We start from the raw sequence: 15270 nt of genomic DNA on the forward strand, positions 1-15270 counted from the left end.
CAATGGTTGTCTACGGAAAGGAGAAAACAAATGAATAAACTCATTGAGTTGAAAAACCTCACAAAAAACTTTGATGACCAGCAGGTTCTTCGCGGAATCAATCTGGACATTTATGAGAACGAGTTTCTCACCCTTCTGGGACCAAGTGGCTGCGGAAAAACCACTACCCTTCGAATCATTGCAGGCTTTGAGGAGCCAAGCGGCGGAGAAGTATTGTTTAACGGCATTGAGATTTCCAAGCTTCCTCCATATAAAAGAGAGGTAAACACTGTTTTCCAGAAATATGCTCTTTTTCCCCATCTGAATGTGGCAGATAATATTGGATTTGGTCTGAATCTGAAAAAGGTGGATAAGACGGTTATCAGTCAGAAGGTAAGCAAAATGCTGAAAATGGTAGGCCTTGAGGGCTTTGAAAAAAGAGATGTTACCCTGCTTTCCGGCGGACAGCAGCAGCGAGTTGCCATTGCCAGGGCTCTTGTAAATGAGCCGAAGATCCTTCTTCTTGATGAGCCTTTAGGTGCCCTTGATGCCAAGATCCGTAAGCAGATGCAGATCGAGCTGAAAAAAATCCAGCAGGAGGTTGGAATCACATTCATTTATGTCACACATGATCAGGAGGAGGCACTCTCCATGTCTGATACAGTGGTAGTTATGAATAACGGTGAAATTCAGCAGATCGGTGCTCCTACTGACATTTATAATGAGCCGGAAAACCGCTTTGTAGCAAGCTTCATCGGAGAATCCAATATCATTGAAGGAATTATGATAAAGGATTTCCTGGTGCAGTTTGACGGATTTGAATTTGAGTGTGTGGACAAGGGCTTTGAAGACAATGAAGAAATTGAGGTTGTGCTTCGTCCGGAGGATCTGGATATTGTAGAGCCATCTCAGGCTAAGTTAAATGGTGTGGTACGAAATGTTACCTTCAAGGGTGTACACTACGAAATCCTTGTGGAGACAGAGCTGCGTACCTATAAGGTTCAGACTACTGATTATGCGGAGGTGGGCCGCCAGGTAGGACTGAAATTCGGACCGGAAGATATTCATGTTATGTACAGAATGGGAGCATATTAATGAAACAGTTTAAACGACTTATTATTCCGTATTTGATATGGGCAATCATAATCCTTGTAATCCCACTGTTTCTCATTGCCCTGTATGCATTTACCACAGAAGGAAATGAAGTTATGACTCTTTCCTTCACCTGGGGAAACTTTGCCAAGTTTCTGGAAGCTACTTATTTAAATGTTATCCTGAAATCCTTCTGGCTGGGACTGCTTACCACCTTTATCTGTCTGGTGCTGGGCTATCCCCTTGCCCTGATCATTGCAAGATGCTCTGAAAAAATGCAGGGCCTTCTGATCATGCTGGTTACGATTCCCATGTGGATCAACATGCTGCTTCGTACCTATGCATGGATGAACCTTTTGTCAGATAACGGAATCATCAATAACCTTTTGGCAAAAATCGGACTGGGACCTATCAATATGATGTATACTGATTTTTCCGTAATGCTCGGTCTGATCTGTAACTTTATGCCCTTTATGATCATTCCGATTCATACATCCTTAAATAAAATGGACAAGTCCCTGATCGAGGCTGCCTACGATCTTGGTGCAAACCGGTTCCAGACCTTCTGGAAGGTGATCTGGAAGCTGTCTTTGCCTGGGGTGGTAAACGGTATTATGATGGTATTCCTTCTTGCCATTTCCTCCTTCGTTATTCCCAAGCTTCTGGGAGGGGGACAGTACATGCTGATCGGTAACCTGATCGAATCCCAGTTTATCTCTGTTGGAGACTGGAACTTCGGAAGTGCCATTTCTATGATCCTGGCAGTGATCATTTTGCTTTCCATGAGTCTTATGAAGCGAATGGATAAGGAAAAAGGAGAGTAGGAGGGTATCATGCAGAAGAAGACAAGCTTTTTTCAGAGATTTTATGTGGCCATCTGCCTGGTGTTTTTTTACCTGCCAATTCTGGTGACCATGATTTTTTCCTTTAACTCATCTAAATCCCTGACTAAATTTACGGGATTTTCCATGAGATGGTATACCGAGCTGCTTCATAATACAGAAGTCAGCAAGGCGGTTTACGTATCTGTGACGATTGCCATTCTGGCAACTGTGATCTCTACCGTTCTTGGAACTATTACAGCCATCGGGCTTTCCAAGTCACGGAAGGTGTTAAAGGAAACACTTTTAAATATTAACAACCTGCCGATCCTTAATCCGGATATTGTAACAGCTATCGGACTGATGCTTCTTTTTTCCTCACTGGGCTTTCGCAAGGGATATATCACCATGCTGCTGGCGCATATTTCCTTTTGTACGCCATATGTTATCACCAGTGTTTATCCAAAGGTAAGAAGTCTGGATCCCAATCTGGCAAATGCGGCAATGGATCTTGGAGCAACACCCTTCCAGGCATTGACAAAGGTAATTGTGCCTATGATCAAGGACGGTATTTTCGCCGGCGCCCTGCTTGCGTTTACCATGTCCTTTGATGATTTTGTAATTTCTTATTTTGTATCCGGCAACGGTGTGAAAAATATTTCTATTGTTGTTTACAATATGACCAAGCGAATCAATCCAACCATTAATGCCTTGTCTACCATTGTAATCGTGGTTATTATTCTGGTACTTGTTTTCGCAAATATGCTTCCGCCGATTCTTGAGAAGCATGCAAGTAAGCATACGAAAAAGATTCAGCGTGTGATCGCACTTCTGGTAGTGGCGGCTCTTGGCTTTGGTCTTGCAAAATGCGGCGGTGCAGCAGGAGAGAGCCATGTGCTGAAGGTATATAATGCAGGAGAATATATTGATCTTGCGCTTCTCAAAGAGTTCGAGGAGGAATATAACTGTACTGTGGTGTATGAGACCTTTGAGTCCAATGAGATGATGTACACCAAGCTGTCCGGCGGTGAATCCTATGATGTGCTGGTACCCTCCGATTATATGATCGAGCGTCTGATCAAAGAGGATTATCTCCAGCATATTGACTGGGATCAGATTCCCAATAAAGCAAATCTGATGAAAGAGGTTATGAATAAGAGCTATGATCCGGGCAACCGTTATTCCTGCCCGTATTTCTGGGGAACAGTAGGAATTCTGTATGATAAGACGGTGGTAGATCCGGCAGACCTTCAGGAGGGCTGGGAGCTTCTTTGTGATACCAAGTATAAAGGAAATATTTACATGTATGATTCTGAGCGAGATTCCTTTATGATAGCCTTAAAGGCCCTTGGATATTCCATGAACACAACGGATGAAAAACAGATTCAGGAGGCGTATCAGTGGCTGGTTAATCAGAGAAACACCATGGATCCTATTTATGCAGGTGATGATGTGATCGATAATATGATTTCCGGCAATAAGGCAATGGCAGTAGTTTATTCTGGAGATGCTTCCTATATTATCAGTGAAAATCCGAATATGGACTATTTCACACCGGGACAGGGAACCAATAACTGGTATGATGCGATGGTAATCACAAGAGACTGCAGCGAGGTGGAGCTGGCACATCAGTTTATTAATTTTATGCTGGAAGAAAAATCTGCTCTTTCCAATACGGAAGAAGTAGGTTATACTTCTCCTGTAAAGAGTGTTTACGAGACCATGATCAGTGGTGAGTATGAGGGCGTTTCTTCTTATATTCCGGATTTCGAGAATCCTAACAGTGAAATTTTTTGCTATCAGGAGCCGAAGATCAAGCAGAAATATGCAGAGCTGTGGACCAAGATCAAGGCCGAGTAAATGCAGGTAAGACCCGTCACCTGGGCAGATGCAGCAGCACTTTCAAAAGCTGACGGGGCAGGCAGCGGGAAACCGTAAGACGAAAAAGGAGATCGACTATGAAGAAAAAGTTACTTGCAGCAATTTTAACAGTGGCAGCAGTATGCGGCAGCGTGGTACCTGTATATGCAGCTGATTCTGAGCTGGTTCTTTACACCTGGGAGGGAATGTTCCCGCAGGAGGTTCTGGATGGCTTTGAGGAAGAGACAGGCTATAAGATTGTATACTCCAATTTTGACACAGATGAAACCATGCTTGAGAAGGTTTCCATGGCAAAGGGCGGAGATTATGATGTGGTAATCGCAGACGATTATATCCTTGAGAAAATTATAGAGGAAGGCCTTGCCACTAAGCTTGACAAGGAAAAAATTTCCAATTGGGATAACATCAACCCTCTTTACCAGGGACAGTTCTATGATGAAAATGATGAGTACACCGTACCCTACGGCGCAGGAATCCCGCTGATCGTTTACGATCCGGATGAGGTGGAGCTGGACATTAAGGGCTATAAGGAACTGTGGGATCCGTCCCTTGAGGACAGTGTGGCATTGATTGCCAACTATCGTGTTATCAATGGAATCACACTTCTTACCATGGGGAAAAGCATGAATGAGGAGGATGTGGATACGATTAAGGAGGCCGGTGAAAAGCTTGTGGAACTGGCACCTAATATTCGTATGATCCAGGATGACAATACCCAGAATGCGCTTCTGAACGGTGAGGCATCTGTAGCGCTCCTTTATACTTCCCAGGTAACAGCAGCTCTTGCAGAGGATCCGGAGCTGAAGGTGGTTTACCCGGAAGAGGGTCTGGGATTTGGCGTAATGGGCATGTTCATTCCAAGTGCTGCACCTAATGCTGAGGCAGCATATCAGTTTGTGGATTATATTTTAAGACCTGAGATTGCAGCAGAATGCTTTGATTATATTGGATACTACTGCACAAACAAGGCGGCTGACCAGCTGGTAGATGAAAACCTGGTGGTGCCGGACAGCGTAACCAGCGGCGAAAGCATCAAGAATGTAAATGCAAAGGCAGAGGAGCAGTATAATAAGAACTGGACGGAATTTAAAGCGGCTTGTGATTAATTCAAAATTGCATTAAAAAGAGTTGTGTTGTATAATTGGTACAAAAGCAACAGTTTGTAGAGGCAGGCTTTTGAGTCTGCCTTTCCTATTCGCTAAAGGGAGAACAACATGGAAATATACAAGGGTGCTTCCGCATTTGCGGGAATTGCCATCGGAAAAATACGGTTTTACCAAAAAGGAGAATATCAGCTCCGACAGCATCAGGCAGATGATATAAAGACGGAACAGCGTAATTTTGATATAGCAAGAAGACATGTGATGCAGACCCTGAAGGAAGAATATGATAGCGCAGGAATCTCAGAAGCTATTGAACATCAGGTACTTGAGCAGGCTGAGCTTCTTGGCTCCGGCAGCTTTCTTCGGGCGGTACAGAGCATGATAAGCGGCGAAAAGGTAACTGCTGCCTATGCAGTGCAGACCACACGGGACGAGTTAAATGGCACGTTTAGCAATCTGAAGGATCCGTCTATAAAAGAACGGATTCACAATGTAAGCAGGGTTTCAGACCTCCTTCTGGAAATCCTGGGAAAAGAAGAGAAAAAAATCAATCTGGGTGAGGAGCCGGTAATTCTGGCTGCAGATGCCCTGTCTCCGGCTGAACTGATGGAGATGGATAAGGACAAGCTTCTTGGCATTGTGACACGTAAAGGCTCTGCAACCTCTCATACAGCAATCCTTGCCAAAAGCATGGATATTCCCTGTGTAACAGGAGTAGGAATTCCCGCATCCGAAGAGGAATGGGAGGATACAGTTGCCATAATCGATGGTTATACCGGAACTCTTTATCTGGAACCGGACCGTGAGGTGAGAAGGGAATACGAAATCCGCAGAAAAGCGGATATTGTGGAGCGGGAAGCTCTTTTGAAGCTAAAGGATGAAAAAGACATCACCCTGGATGGCAAAGAAGTAGGAATTTATGCAAATATCGGAAGTCTGGATGATTTGAACAGTGCGCTTTACTATGGCGCAAGGGGAATTGGATTGCTTCGAAGTGAGTTCCAATATCTGGGAAGAGAGAGCTATCCGGGAGAGGAAGAGCTTTTCCAGGCATACAAGAAGACGGCACAGACCATGGGTGATCGTCTGGTGGTCATTCGAACAGCAGATCTTGGTGCAGACAAACAGGCAGCCTACCTGGAGATTCCTCAGGAAACAAATCCTCTTATGGGCAATCGTGGAATCCGTTTTTGCCTGGACCGGAAAAATCTGTTTAAAACACAGATTCGCGCCATTTACCGTGCAAGCTGGTACGGAAATCTGGGGATGATGTATCCGATGATCAGTGAAGAGGAGGAAATGGATGCGATTGAGGAACTGATCCGGGAGGTGAAGGCTGAGCTGACCGGTGAGGGGATTCCTTTTAAAAATATCCGAACCGGTATTATGATGGAAACTCCTGCGGCCGTAATGATTGGGGAGGAGCTTGCAAGACGTGTGGATTTCCTTGGAATCGGAACCAATGACCTGACCCAGTATACTCTAGCCATGGATCGCCAGAATCCTTTGCTTCAGAAAAAATATGACGATCATCATCCGGCGGTTGTGCGTATGATCAAAATGATTATAGATGCAGGACACAAAGAGAACTGTAAGGTTTGTCTCTGCGGTGAGCTGGCAGCAGATGCAAGGCTGACAGAGACCTTTCTGCGGATGGGTGTAGATGCGTTATCTGTGGTACCGGCGTGTATTTTGCCGGTGAGAAAGGCACTGCGGGCTGCGCGGGTGAAAAATGAAGATGAATAAAGGACATTGTGCATGAATAAAAAAAGTAAAGTAGTTGTGCTTCCTTGTGAGGCATATGAGGAAGAAAAAATCTATAATCTTTTAAAAGCTGGTCTGAAGGAACTTGGCGGGCTTGAAGCACTGATTGGAAAAGAAGAGAAGATTCTGCTTAAGCCCAATCTTTTGAAGAAGGCAGAAGTAGAAAAGGCAGTGATCACCTATCCTGTGGTAGTTGGTGCCTTTGCCAGAATTTTACGGGAGGAAGGCTATGCCAATATTGTTCTTGCAGATTCCTGCGGTCACGGAACCACCAGACAGGTGATCCAGGGAACCGGCATGGATACCTATTTGGAAAAATACGAGATTCCGGCTATTGATTATACAAAAGGAGTGCATGTAGATTATCCGCAGGGGATTCAGGCCAGGGAATTTATTCTCCCAAAGGAGCTTCTGGAGGCAGACTGCGTCATTTCCCTTTCCAAAATGAAAACCCATGCCCTAGAACGGATCACAGGTGCTGTAAAAAACAGCTATGGCTTCATCTATGGGAAAAATAAGGCAATCGGCCATACAAAATATCCAAGTGCAGACAGCTTTGCGCGTATGCTGATCGATCTGAATCAATATGTGAAGCCAAGGCTTTATATTATGGATGGAATCACGGCAATGGAAGGCAACGGCCCTGGATCCGGAGATCCGGTTGCAATGAATGTGATCCTTATGTCCACAGATCCGGTGGCGCTGGACAGTGTGTTTGCAAGGCTTGTGTATCTGAAGCCGGAGATGGTGCCAACAAACTACCATGGGGAAAAGATGGGACTTGGACACTGCCGGGAAGAGAATATTGAGATTGTGGTGGCAGATGCCATGCATTCGAAACAGCCTGTATCCATGGAGGACTTGGTTTGCCGGTACGGAAAACCGGATTTCAATGTGGACCGTACTCAGATACGCAGCAATATCTGGACAAAACTAGCCAAAGCCCTGAATATTTTCCAGAAGAAGCCCTATATTGAACCGGATAAATGTATTCGCTGCGGCATTTGCGTAAACAGCTGCCCTGTTCCCGGTAAAGCTGTGGATTTCCGAAAAGGAAAAGAGAATCCGCCGGTATATGATTATAAAAAGTGTATCCGATGCTTCTGCTGTCAGGAGATGTGCCCGAAGAAGGCGATTAAGGTGAAGTGATTGAATGCTCGTTTGAGAGCACTTCTTGCATCTAAGGAAAAATAAGAATTTTTACGTGAAAAGCAGCAGTAGCACATCTGGATTCACCAGCTATCCTATTGCTGCTTTTACAAATCAACGCCCTAATAAAGTTGCTACTTCTTTAATGTATTCCGGTGTGGTGCCGCAGCATCCGCCTACAATGCCAGCGCCCACATCAATCAGTGCCTTGATGTGCTTGGCAAAATCCGGGGCTTTCATAGAATATACGGCATTTCCCTGATCATCAATGAAAGGCATTCCTGCATTGGGCTTGGCGATAACCGGAATGGAAACATTCTCGCGGATGTTTCGAATAACAGAAATCAGCTGGTCCGGACCAACGGAACAGTTTACACCTACTGCATCAGCGCCTGCAGCCTCCAGAGAAACAGCAGCTTCAATGGCATTTCCGCCGCTGAAAATACTTCCGTCAGCATCTACAGTCATAGTACACATAATCGGAAGCTGGCAGACTGTGGAAGCAGCATCTACAGCAGCAAGAGTCTCTTCAATATTGATCATGGTCTCTGCAACAATCAGGTCAACTCCTGCGTTTTTCAGAATTTCAATCTGTTCCCGGTACATTTCAAAAGCAGCCTCATAGGTCATATCTCCGGCAGGCTCCATCATTTTGCCGCTTGTGGTAATGTCAGCAGCGACATAAACCTTGCGGGAAGCTGCGTCTGCTACTTCTCTGGAATAGGACACCAGGCGGGTGTTGATCTCTTTTATCTGATCCTGAAGATGATGCATGGTGAGATTTATGCGATTACCACCAAAGGTAGGAGCATAGATAATATCGCTTCCCGCTTCTACATAGCCTCTCTGAAGGGCCTGGAAGACATCCTTATGTGCCAGTACCCACTCCTCTGTGCAGACGCCCTTTGGCATGCCGGCAGCCATCAGATTAGAACCTGTAGCTCCATCAAGAAGAACAACATTCTGTGTAAGTGTCTGAAAATCCTGTTTTGTCATATGATAATTCCTCCTTAGATTGGCAGAACATTTTCTTGCCCGCTTGTCCGGGTATACATGATATAGTTCTGCCGGATACGGTAGATTTCGTCATAGTCCCATCCGCGTCCTGGAAATTATAACGTTTTCATAAAAAAATAAATATAAATCTTTTGCATTATATCACTATTTGACTTGATTTTCCAGTTGTCAGCATATAAAATATATGCTATGTTCTGATAAAAGGTTACTGTTCATTCCGTGAACAGTAACGATGAATGACTATAAGAAAAGGAGTTACACGATGAGTAGAAGGAGAAGAAGAAACGACTGGATTCCAGGCGCAGTGATCACGATCATTGTACTTATGCTTTCTGTTGTTTTCATGGGACTTCTTGCAATGACTAAGATGGTTCCCACGATTTATATGCTGATCATAGGCATTGTATTGGTATTGTTTACCGCTGTGATCTGGCTGCTGGTATGGCATTTCAGACATAAGGGCAGATTTATAGCAGGTACCATACTTGCAGTGCTTTTGGTTGCAGTTCTTGCCCTTGGCGGTTTTTATATTAACAAGACAAGAGATGCATTAAGCGGCATTTCCGGCGTTAATACAGAGGTAACCCAGATTGCAGTTTATGTAAGAAGTGACGATGCTGCGGATTCTGTTGAAGCAACTGCAGGATACAATTTTGGTATTTTGTCCTCTCTTGACCGTGAGAACACGGACGGTGCTGTAAACCATCTGAACAGTCAGTTTGGAACAGCGGTACAGACTACAGAATACGCCGGACTTACCGAGCTGGCAGACGGACTTTACAAAAATGAAGTAGGTGCGATTATCCTGAATAACGCATATCTGGATGTCCTTGAGGAAATGGATGGGTATGCGGACTTTGAGTCAAAGGTGAAACAGGTTGGAACTGTTGACGTGGAAAGTGAGATTGCGGTAAATAACACATCCTCTGAAGACAGTAACGATACGCAGACAGCAGAGCCGGTAACCACCTCCAGAGGCGGTAAGGTTTATACCATTTACCTCAGCGGTATTGATACCCGCGGCGAGATGACAGCTAAGAGCCGAAGCGATGTAAATATCATTGCGACTATCAATACAGACACCCGTGAGATTCTTCTTGTTTCCACACCTCGTGATTACTATGTGCCGCTTTCCATTTCAAACGGAGCACCGGATAAGCTAACACATGCAGGTATCTATGGAATTGATGTTTGTATGAACACCCTGGGAATGCTGTATGATGTTGATATCAACTATTACTTTAGGATCAACTTCGGTGGATTTGTGAAGGTAATTGATGCATTAGGCGGAATTACTGTATATTCAGATTATGACTTTGATTCCAAGAATATTACAGGATACCACTTCAATCAGGGAGCGAACTATGTAAACGGAGAACAGGCCCTTGTATTCTCAAGAGAGCGATATGCGTTCCAGGAGGGTGACCGCCAGAGAGGCAAGAACCAGATGGCAGTGATCAAAGGCGTTGTGGATAAAGCACTTTCTCCGGAAATCCTTACCAGCTATTCTTCCATCCTTTCCAGCTTGGACGGATGCTTTGGTACCAATATTACCTACGAAGAAATTGCACAGCTTCTCCAGCAGCAGCTTGCAGGCGGCGGTGATTGGACGATTGTTTCCTACAGTGTGGATGGAACCGGTGCAACCGAGAAGCCATACTCCATGAGCCAGAAGGCTTATGTTATGGTACCGGATTACAGTACTGTTGATAAGGCGAAAGACCTTATGGCGAAGGTACGTAATGGTGAGATTGTTACACAGGACGAGGCAGATGGAACTGCCAGTACAGAGGCAAACTGATGTAACTGCTGATATAGTAGTCGCAGATGAAACAGCTACAGAGGAATCAATAAGAGAAGTCGATAGCATAAAGTATTTAGGCAGCAGAGAAAAAATAAAATGAGAAACCGGGGCAGATCACTATCTATTTGATCTGCCTCATTTTTATTAGCAGATTTTCGGATTGCGGGATGATTTTCTGATGGAAATCTGGTAATATAGAATTGTCGAAAGAAAGGCAGGTGAAAATACATTTTACGCACCTTACAAATGAAGAAATTTCAGTGAATAGCACTGAAGTAGGAACATACATTCTGAGAATGCTTTTAAAGTACATGAGATAACGATACGAAATAAAAAAGGAGAAATCTCATGCCAAATGCGAAACACGAAGATGCTCTGCTGAAAATGGGAGTAAAATATTTTCAGGAGCATATACTAAAGCTGATCGGAATTGATTATACTTATGAGGACATTCTGCCAACAGAGCTGATAGAGTTGACGATAAACGAATTGTATATGGATTTTACATTCAAAACTACGGAAGATTTGTATATCCATATAGAATTTCAGAGTACAAACAGTTCAGAGAACAAGGATTTGAGGCGCTTTCATTCTTATGAAGCTTTATTTTCCCATAACACAGGGAAAAAGGTAATTACATACGTAATCTACACTGGCGGGATTAAGAAATCCAAGGGAAAACTGGACTGTGGGGCCTATACATACCGCGTAATGCCGATATACATGGGAAAGAAGAAAGCTGACAAGGTATTTAAGCGTCTTCGAAAGAAAAAGGCATCTGGAGAACCCTGGGATGAATCAGATTTCGCACAGCTTTCCCTGACCCCGCTCATGGGCGGTAAAATGACAGCGAAAGATAAGATTAAAGAAGGAATTCTTCTGCTGAAACAGGAAAACAATGAACTGTCAGATAAAGTAACCGCAATACTGTACACTTTGGCGGACAAATTCCTGACAGGAGAAGAGTTAAATGAAGTAAAGGAGGCGGTAACAATGACAAGACTCGGACAGATGATTATGGATGATGGAATTGAACTTGGACGTAAACAAGGATTAGCATTAACAGAAAAGTTACTGTCAGCCAACCGTGTGGAAGATTGCATACGTGCCACAAAGGATGAAGAGTACAGGAAACAGTTGATGAAAGAACTGGGGATAAAGTAGAAATATAAGGGGAATTCAAAAAGAAAAGAACAAAAGAATGAAAAGGTAATTATTCAAAGCGGGCAAGAGAGTGTAAGCTTTGAGTAATTGCCTTTTTTATAGTGAAAATTGGCACTGGTTGAATTATGCCCCTGTAAAAACAATAAAAAAATGAACAAAAACCTAGAATAAGTGGAAATAATTACGAATTTCCTCCAGAAGAGAGTAAAAACAAGGGCGTACAGTTGACAATTCATGGGGGAGGTGGTATTTTTATTAGAAGAATGCGATGGTGAAAACTATCGAAAAATGTGATTTGTCTCATTGGTATTAAAATAAGCCAATGGGTAAGATGATGATTTAGATAAGTTATAAATATAAAGAAAGGAAATCTGAAGAAATCAGATATTCGCACATAACGATATGATGAATGATCAATACAAGAAAATGAAAAATTTATTTCTAAGACAAAGCTACATAGATGCCTGGGAGGATTACCAGAGATCATTAAGAAAAAAGAGCTTTGCTCAGTGGGATTACATTGTACTGACAGCTTCGAATGAAGAACAGGCAAATGCCTTTCGAAGCCAGATTGCATATCGGCAGGAGAAAAAAGTTCTTCCATGTAAGACAAAATATTTGGTTCTTTCAGATCCTGACGGAAAAAGAGTTGGCTCTGGCGGAGCAACTTTACAGGTACTTCGCAAACTATCAGAAGCAGAAGATATTGCTGGAGATTTTCATAAAAAGAGGATTTTAGTGATCCATTCTGGTGGTGACAGCAAACGCGTTCCTCAATATTCCGTATGCGGCAAATTATTTTCACCTGTTCCAAGAGAACTGCCTGACGGAAGACCATCCACACTTTTTGATGAATTCCTTATCGGAATGGCAGGGGTGCCGTCACGATTCAGAGAAGGAATGCTGGTTCTTTCCGGTGATGTGCTGCTTTTATTTAATCCTCTGCAAATTGATGCACAGTTTCATGGTGCAGCTGCCATATCAATGAAATCTCCTGTAGAAATTGGAAAAGACCATGGTGTATTCCTGAATAATGGAAATGATTATGTGAAAAAGTTTTTGCATAAGCAGTCTATAGAAACTTTGCAGCAATTAGGTGCTGTTAATAATCATGGAAATGTAGATCTGGATACAGGAGCTGTACTTTTTGATGTAGATTTGGTCAACTCTCTTTTATCACTGATCCAGACAAACGGTCAAATTGATGAAGAGAAATATGCGCGTTTTGTAAATGATACTTCCCGTATTAGTTTATATGGAGATTTTCTTTATCCGTTGGCTGAGGATTCCACTCTTGAACAATATTATAAAGAACAGCCTGAGGGTAAATTCTGTGAAGAATTAACTGCTTGCCGAACAGAAATCTGGAATGCTCTGCATAATTATGGAATGAAGCTTATTTGTCTTTCACCAGCTGAATTTATTCATTTCGGTACTACATGGGAACTTCTGGAACTTCTTACAAATGATATTGCAGATTACGAGTATTTAGATTGGAAATCATTGGTGTTTACCAACTATATTCCAGAAGGTAGCATGCACGTAGCAGTACACAATTCTCTTATCGAGAAAAGCGTACAGTTGGCAGATTATTGCTATGTAGAAAACAGCTGTCTGTGTGGCAATACAACTCTGGAAGAGGGAACTGTAGTCTCTCATTTGAATTTAACAGACGTAAAAGTTCCGCCAATGGTATTGCATGGCATTGTATTACGACAGAATGCAGATTGCCTAGCAAATGGAAAAAAAGAACATATTGTCCGTGCTTATGGAATAAAAGATAATCCCAAAAAGACATGGGAAGAAAATGGCAGTTTCTTAAATGGCGGGTTAAAAAATCTTACAGAATTAAATTCCTTAGATGTAGATGATATTTGGGTTGATGAAGATCATTCTCTATGGAAAGCAAAGCTTTATCCTGCTGCCAAAAGTCAGGAAGAAGCGATCCATTGGGCAATGCTTCTGTACACTATGAGTTATCAGACAGCAACTGCAGCAGAAGTGGCAGAATGGAAAGCATTAAAAAGATATTCCCTGGAAGAATCTTTCCGGTTAGCTGATGCTTCCGTATTAGTTCCATGGAACGAGGAATTGGAAAATCGTATTCTCGCAGAGCGCTTCCTCGGAAAAGTCCAGGAGGGTGCACATTATGTAGATGCGCTAAAGACCTTTGGAACCAATGAATTAAATGAAAAACAATTTGATCTCCTTATGAAGATGGCAGAGGAAAGTTTGCCATTCTCCGAAAGAATTCGTGTTTTGTATGATATGTCAAGATCCATGAAATTTATGAATAAAACATTTCATGGAATCAGTTATGACCAGATTGAACAGAAATGTTTTTTTGTTTTGCAGCAGGAAATCTTTAAGGCAAGCAGTGTAAACCGGGTACATCAGTATCACATTGCCAAAGATGAAGTGAAAGTAAGCCTTCCCGTACGTGTGAACTGGGGAGGAGGCTGGACAGATACCCCTCCTTACTGCAACGAAAAAGGGGGAGTTGTATTAAATGCGGCCATTTTACTGAATGGAAAAGAGCCAATTGAAGTGGAACTAAGGCGTATCCAAAAAAATCATATTGAATTTGCGAGTCTTGATTTCAATGCCTATGGAACTGCATCTACAGTAGCGGAAATTCAGGACTGCCATAATCCATATGATTCTTTTGCACTACATAAAGCAGCATTGATCGCATGCGGCATTGTTCCTATGGAAGGAGAAGCTGATCTGGAGGAAATCCTGAATGAAATGGGTGGAGGCTTTTACATGTCCACCAGAGTAAACGGGGTTCCAAAAGGCTCTGGACTTGGAACCAGCAGCATCCTCTCAGGAGCTTGTGTTCGTGCATTAGGTGAGTTCCTGGGAACTGACTGGAGCGATTCTGATGTATATGAACTGGTTCTGAATCTGGAACAGATTATGAGTACTGGAGGAGGCTGGCAGGATCAGGTTGGTGGTCTGACTGGCGGTGTAAAGTACATTACATCTCGGCCAGGAATGAAACAGCACCTTAACGTAGAATATTTGAAACTGGATGAGCAAACCAAGCAAGAATTGCAGGAAAGATTTGCACTGATCTATACAGGTCAACGTCGTTTGGCAAGAAATCTGCTGCGCTATGTGGTTGGAAATTATATTGGCGGCAGAAAAGAATCCGTAGAAGCATTAGAAGAGATGAAGCATTTGGCAGTGATGATGCGCTATGAACTGGAACAGGGAAATGTAGATGAATTTGCCAAACTCCTGAACCAGCATTGGGAAGTATCTAAGAAATTAGATGACGGTTCGACTAATACCTGCATTGATCAAATTTTTGCAAGCTGCGAGGATCTAATTGATGGAAAATTCATTTCAGGTGCTGGCGGCGGCGGATTCCTGCAGGTAATTCTAAAGAAAAATGTAACGAAAGAGATGTTAAGGAAAAGACTTCTGGAAGTATTCCAGGATTCCGGTGTGGATGTCTGGAATGCAGAATTTGTATGGGAGTAGGAAAATA

11 protein-coding genes are annotated in these 15270 nt (G+C 43.0%); 10 read left to right on the plus strand and 1 reads right to left on the minus strand.

Features of this window, described 5'->3' with window-relative positions; translation table 11 throughout:
- The first annotated feature begins 30 nt into the window (after positions 1-30).
- The 6 genes from potA to OCV70_RS16015 all read left to right on the plus strand — a co-directional run bounded on the left by potA (position 31) and on the right by OCV70_RS16015 (position 7789).
- Positions 31-1074, plus strand: coding sequence for a spermidine/putrescine ABC transporter ATP-binding protein (gene potA / locus OCV70_RS15990; protein WP_021924608.1), 1044 nt, complete (start codon positions 31-33; stop codon positions 1072-1074).
- The gene (locus tag OCV70_RS15995) at positions 1074-1895 is read left to right on the plus strand and encodes an ABC transporter permease (protein WP_021924607.1); all 822 of its coding nucleotides are present in this window, start codon (positions 1074-1076) and stop codon (positions 1893-1895) included. Before potA ends, OCV70_RS15995 begins: the two co-directional genes overlap by 1 nt.
- Before the next feature lie 9 nt (positions 1896-1904).
- Positions 1905-3752 (plus strand): extracellular solute-binding protein, encoded by a 1848-nt coding sequence (locus OCV70_RS16000; RefSeq protein ID WP_021924606.1) that lies wholly within the window; start codon positions 1905-1907, stop codon positions 3750-3752.
- 98 nt (positions 3753-3850) lie between these two features.
- Complete coding sequence (locus OCV70_RS16005) at positions 3851-4879, plus strand: polyamine ABC transporter substrate-binding protein (protein WP_195588195.1); 1029 nt, start codon at positions 3851-3853, stop codon at positions 4877-4879.
- Positions 4880-4987: 108 nt separating this feature from the next.
- Positions 4988-6622, plus strand: a complete 1635-nt coding sequence (gene ptsP / locus OCV70_RS16010; RefSeq protein WP_021924604.1) for a phosphoenolpyruvate--protein phosphotransferase — start codon at positions 4988-4990, stop codon at positions 6620-6622.
- A 12-nt stretch (positions 6623-6634) separates the two neighbouring features.
- Positions 6635-7789, plus strand: coding sequence for a DUF362 domain-containing protein (locus tag OCV70_RS16015; protein WP_021924603.1), 1155 nt, complete (start codon positions 6635-6637; stop codon positions 7787-7789).
- Positions 7790-7903: 114 nt separating this feature from the next.
- Here OCV70_RS16015 and OCV70_RS16020 read toward each other — a convergent pair whose 3' ends face one another.
- Complete coding sequence (locus tag OCV70_RS16020; protein ID WP_021924602.1) at positions 7904-8785, minus strand: homocysteine S-methyltransferase family protein; 882 nt, start codon at positions 8783-8785, stop codon at positions 7904-7906.
- A gap of 283 nt (positions 8786-9068) precedes the next feature.
- Between OCV70_RS16020 and OCV70_RS16025 the strand changes: the two genes are divergently transcribed.
- From OCV70_RS16025 to OCV70_RS16040, 4 genes are all read left to right on the plus strand, one after another.
- Positions 9069-10607, plus strand: coding sequence for an LCP family protein (locus tag OCV70_RS16025; RefSeq protein ID WP_021924601.1), 1539 nt, complete (start codon positions 9069-9071; stop codon positions 10605-10607).
- Entirely contained in the window at positions 10579-10710 is a 132-nt protein-coding gene (locus tag OCV70_RS16030) for a hypothetical protein (RefSeq protein ID WP_262579873.1), read from the plus strand. The genes OCV70_RS16025 and OCV70_RS16030 overlap by 29 nt, the downstream gene beginning before the upstream one ends.
- Before the next feature lie 248 nt (positions 10711-10958).
- Positions 10959-11774 carry an RpnC/YadD family protein gene (locus tag OCV70_RS16035; RefSeq protein WP_021924600.1) on the plus strand — a complete coding sequence of 272 codons (816 nt, stop codon included), beginning with the start codon at positions 10959-10961 and terminating at the stop codon, positions 11772-11774.
- Between the two features lie 426 nt (positions 11775-12200).
- Positions 12201-15263, plus strand: coding sequence for a fucose pyrophosphorylase domain-containing protein (locus OCV70_RS16040; RefSeq protein ID WP_243280834.1), 3063 nt, complete (start codon positions 12201-12203; stop codon positions 15261-15263).
- The last annotated feature ends 7 nt before the right edge of the window (positions 15264-15270 follow it).

It is taken from the genome of Blautia acetigignens (assembly GCF_025566865.1).
Taxonomy (GTDB): Bacteria; Bacillota; Clostridia; order Lachnospirales; family Lachnospiraceae; genus Blautia_A; species Blautia_A acetigignens.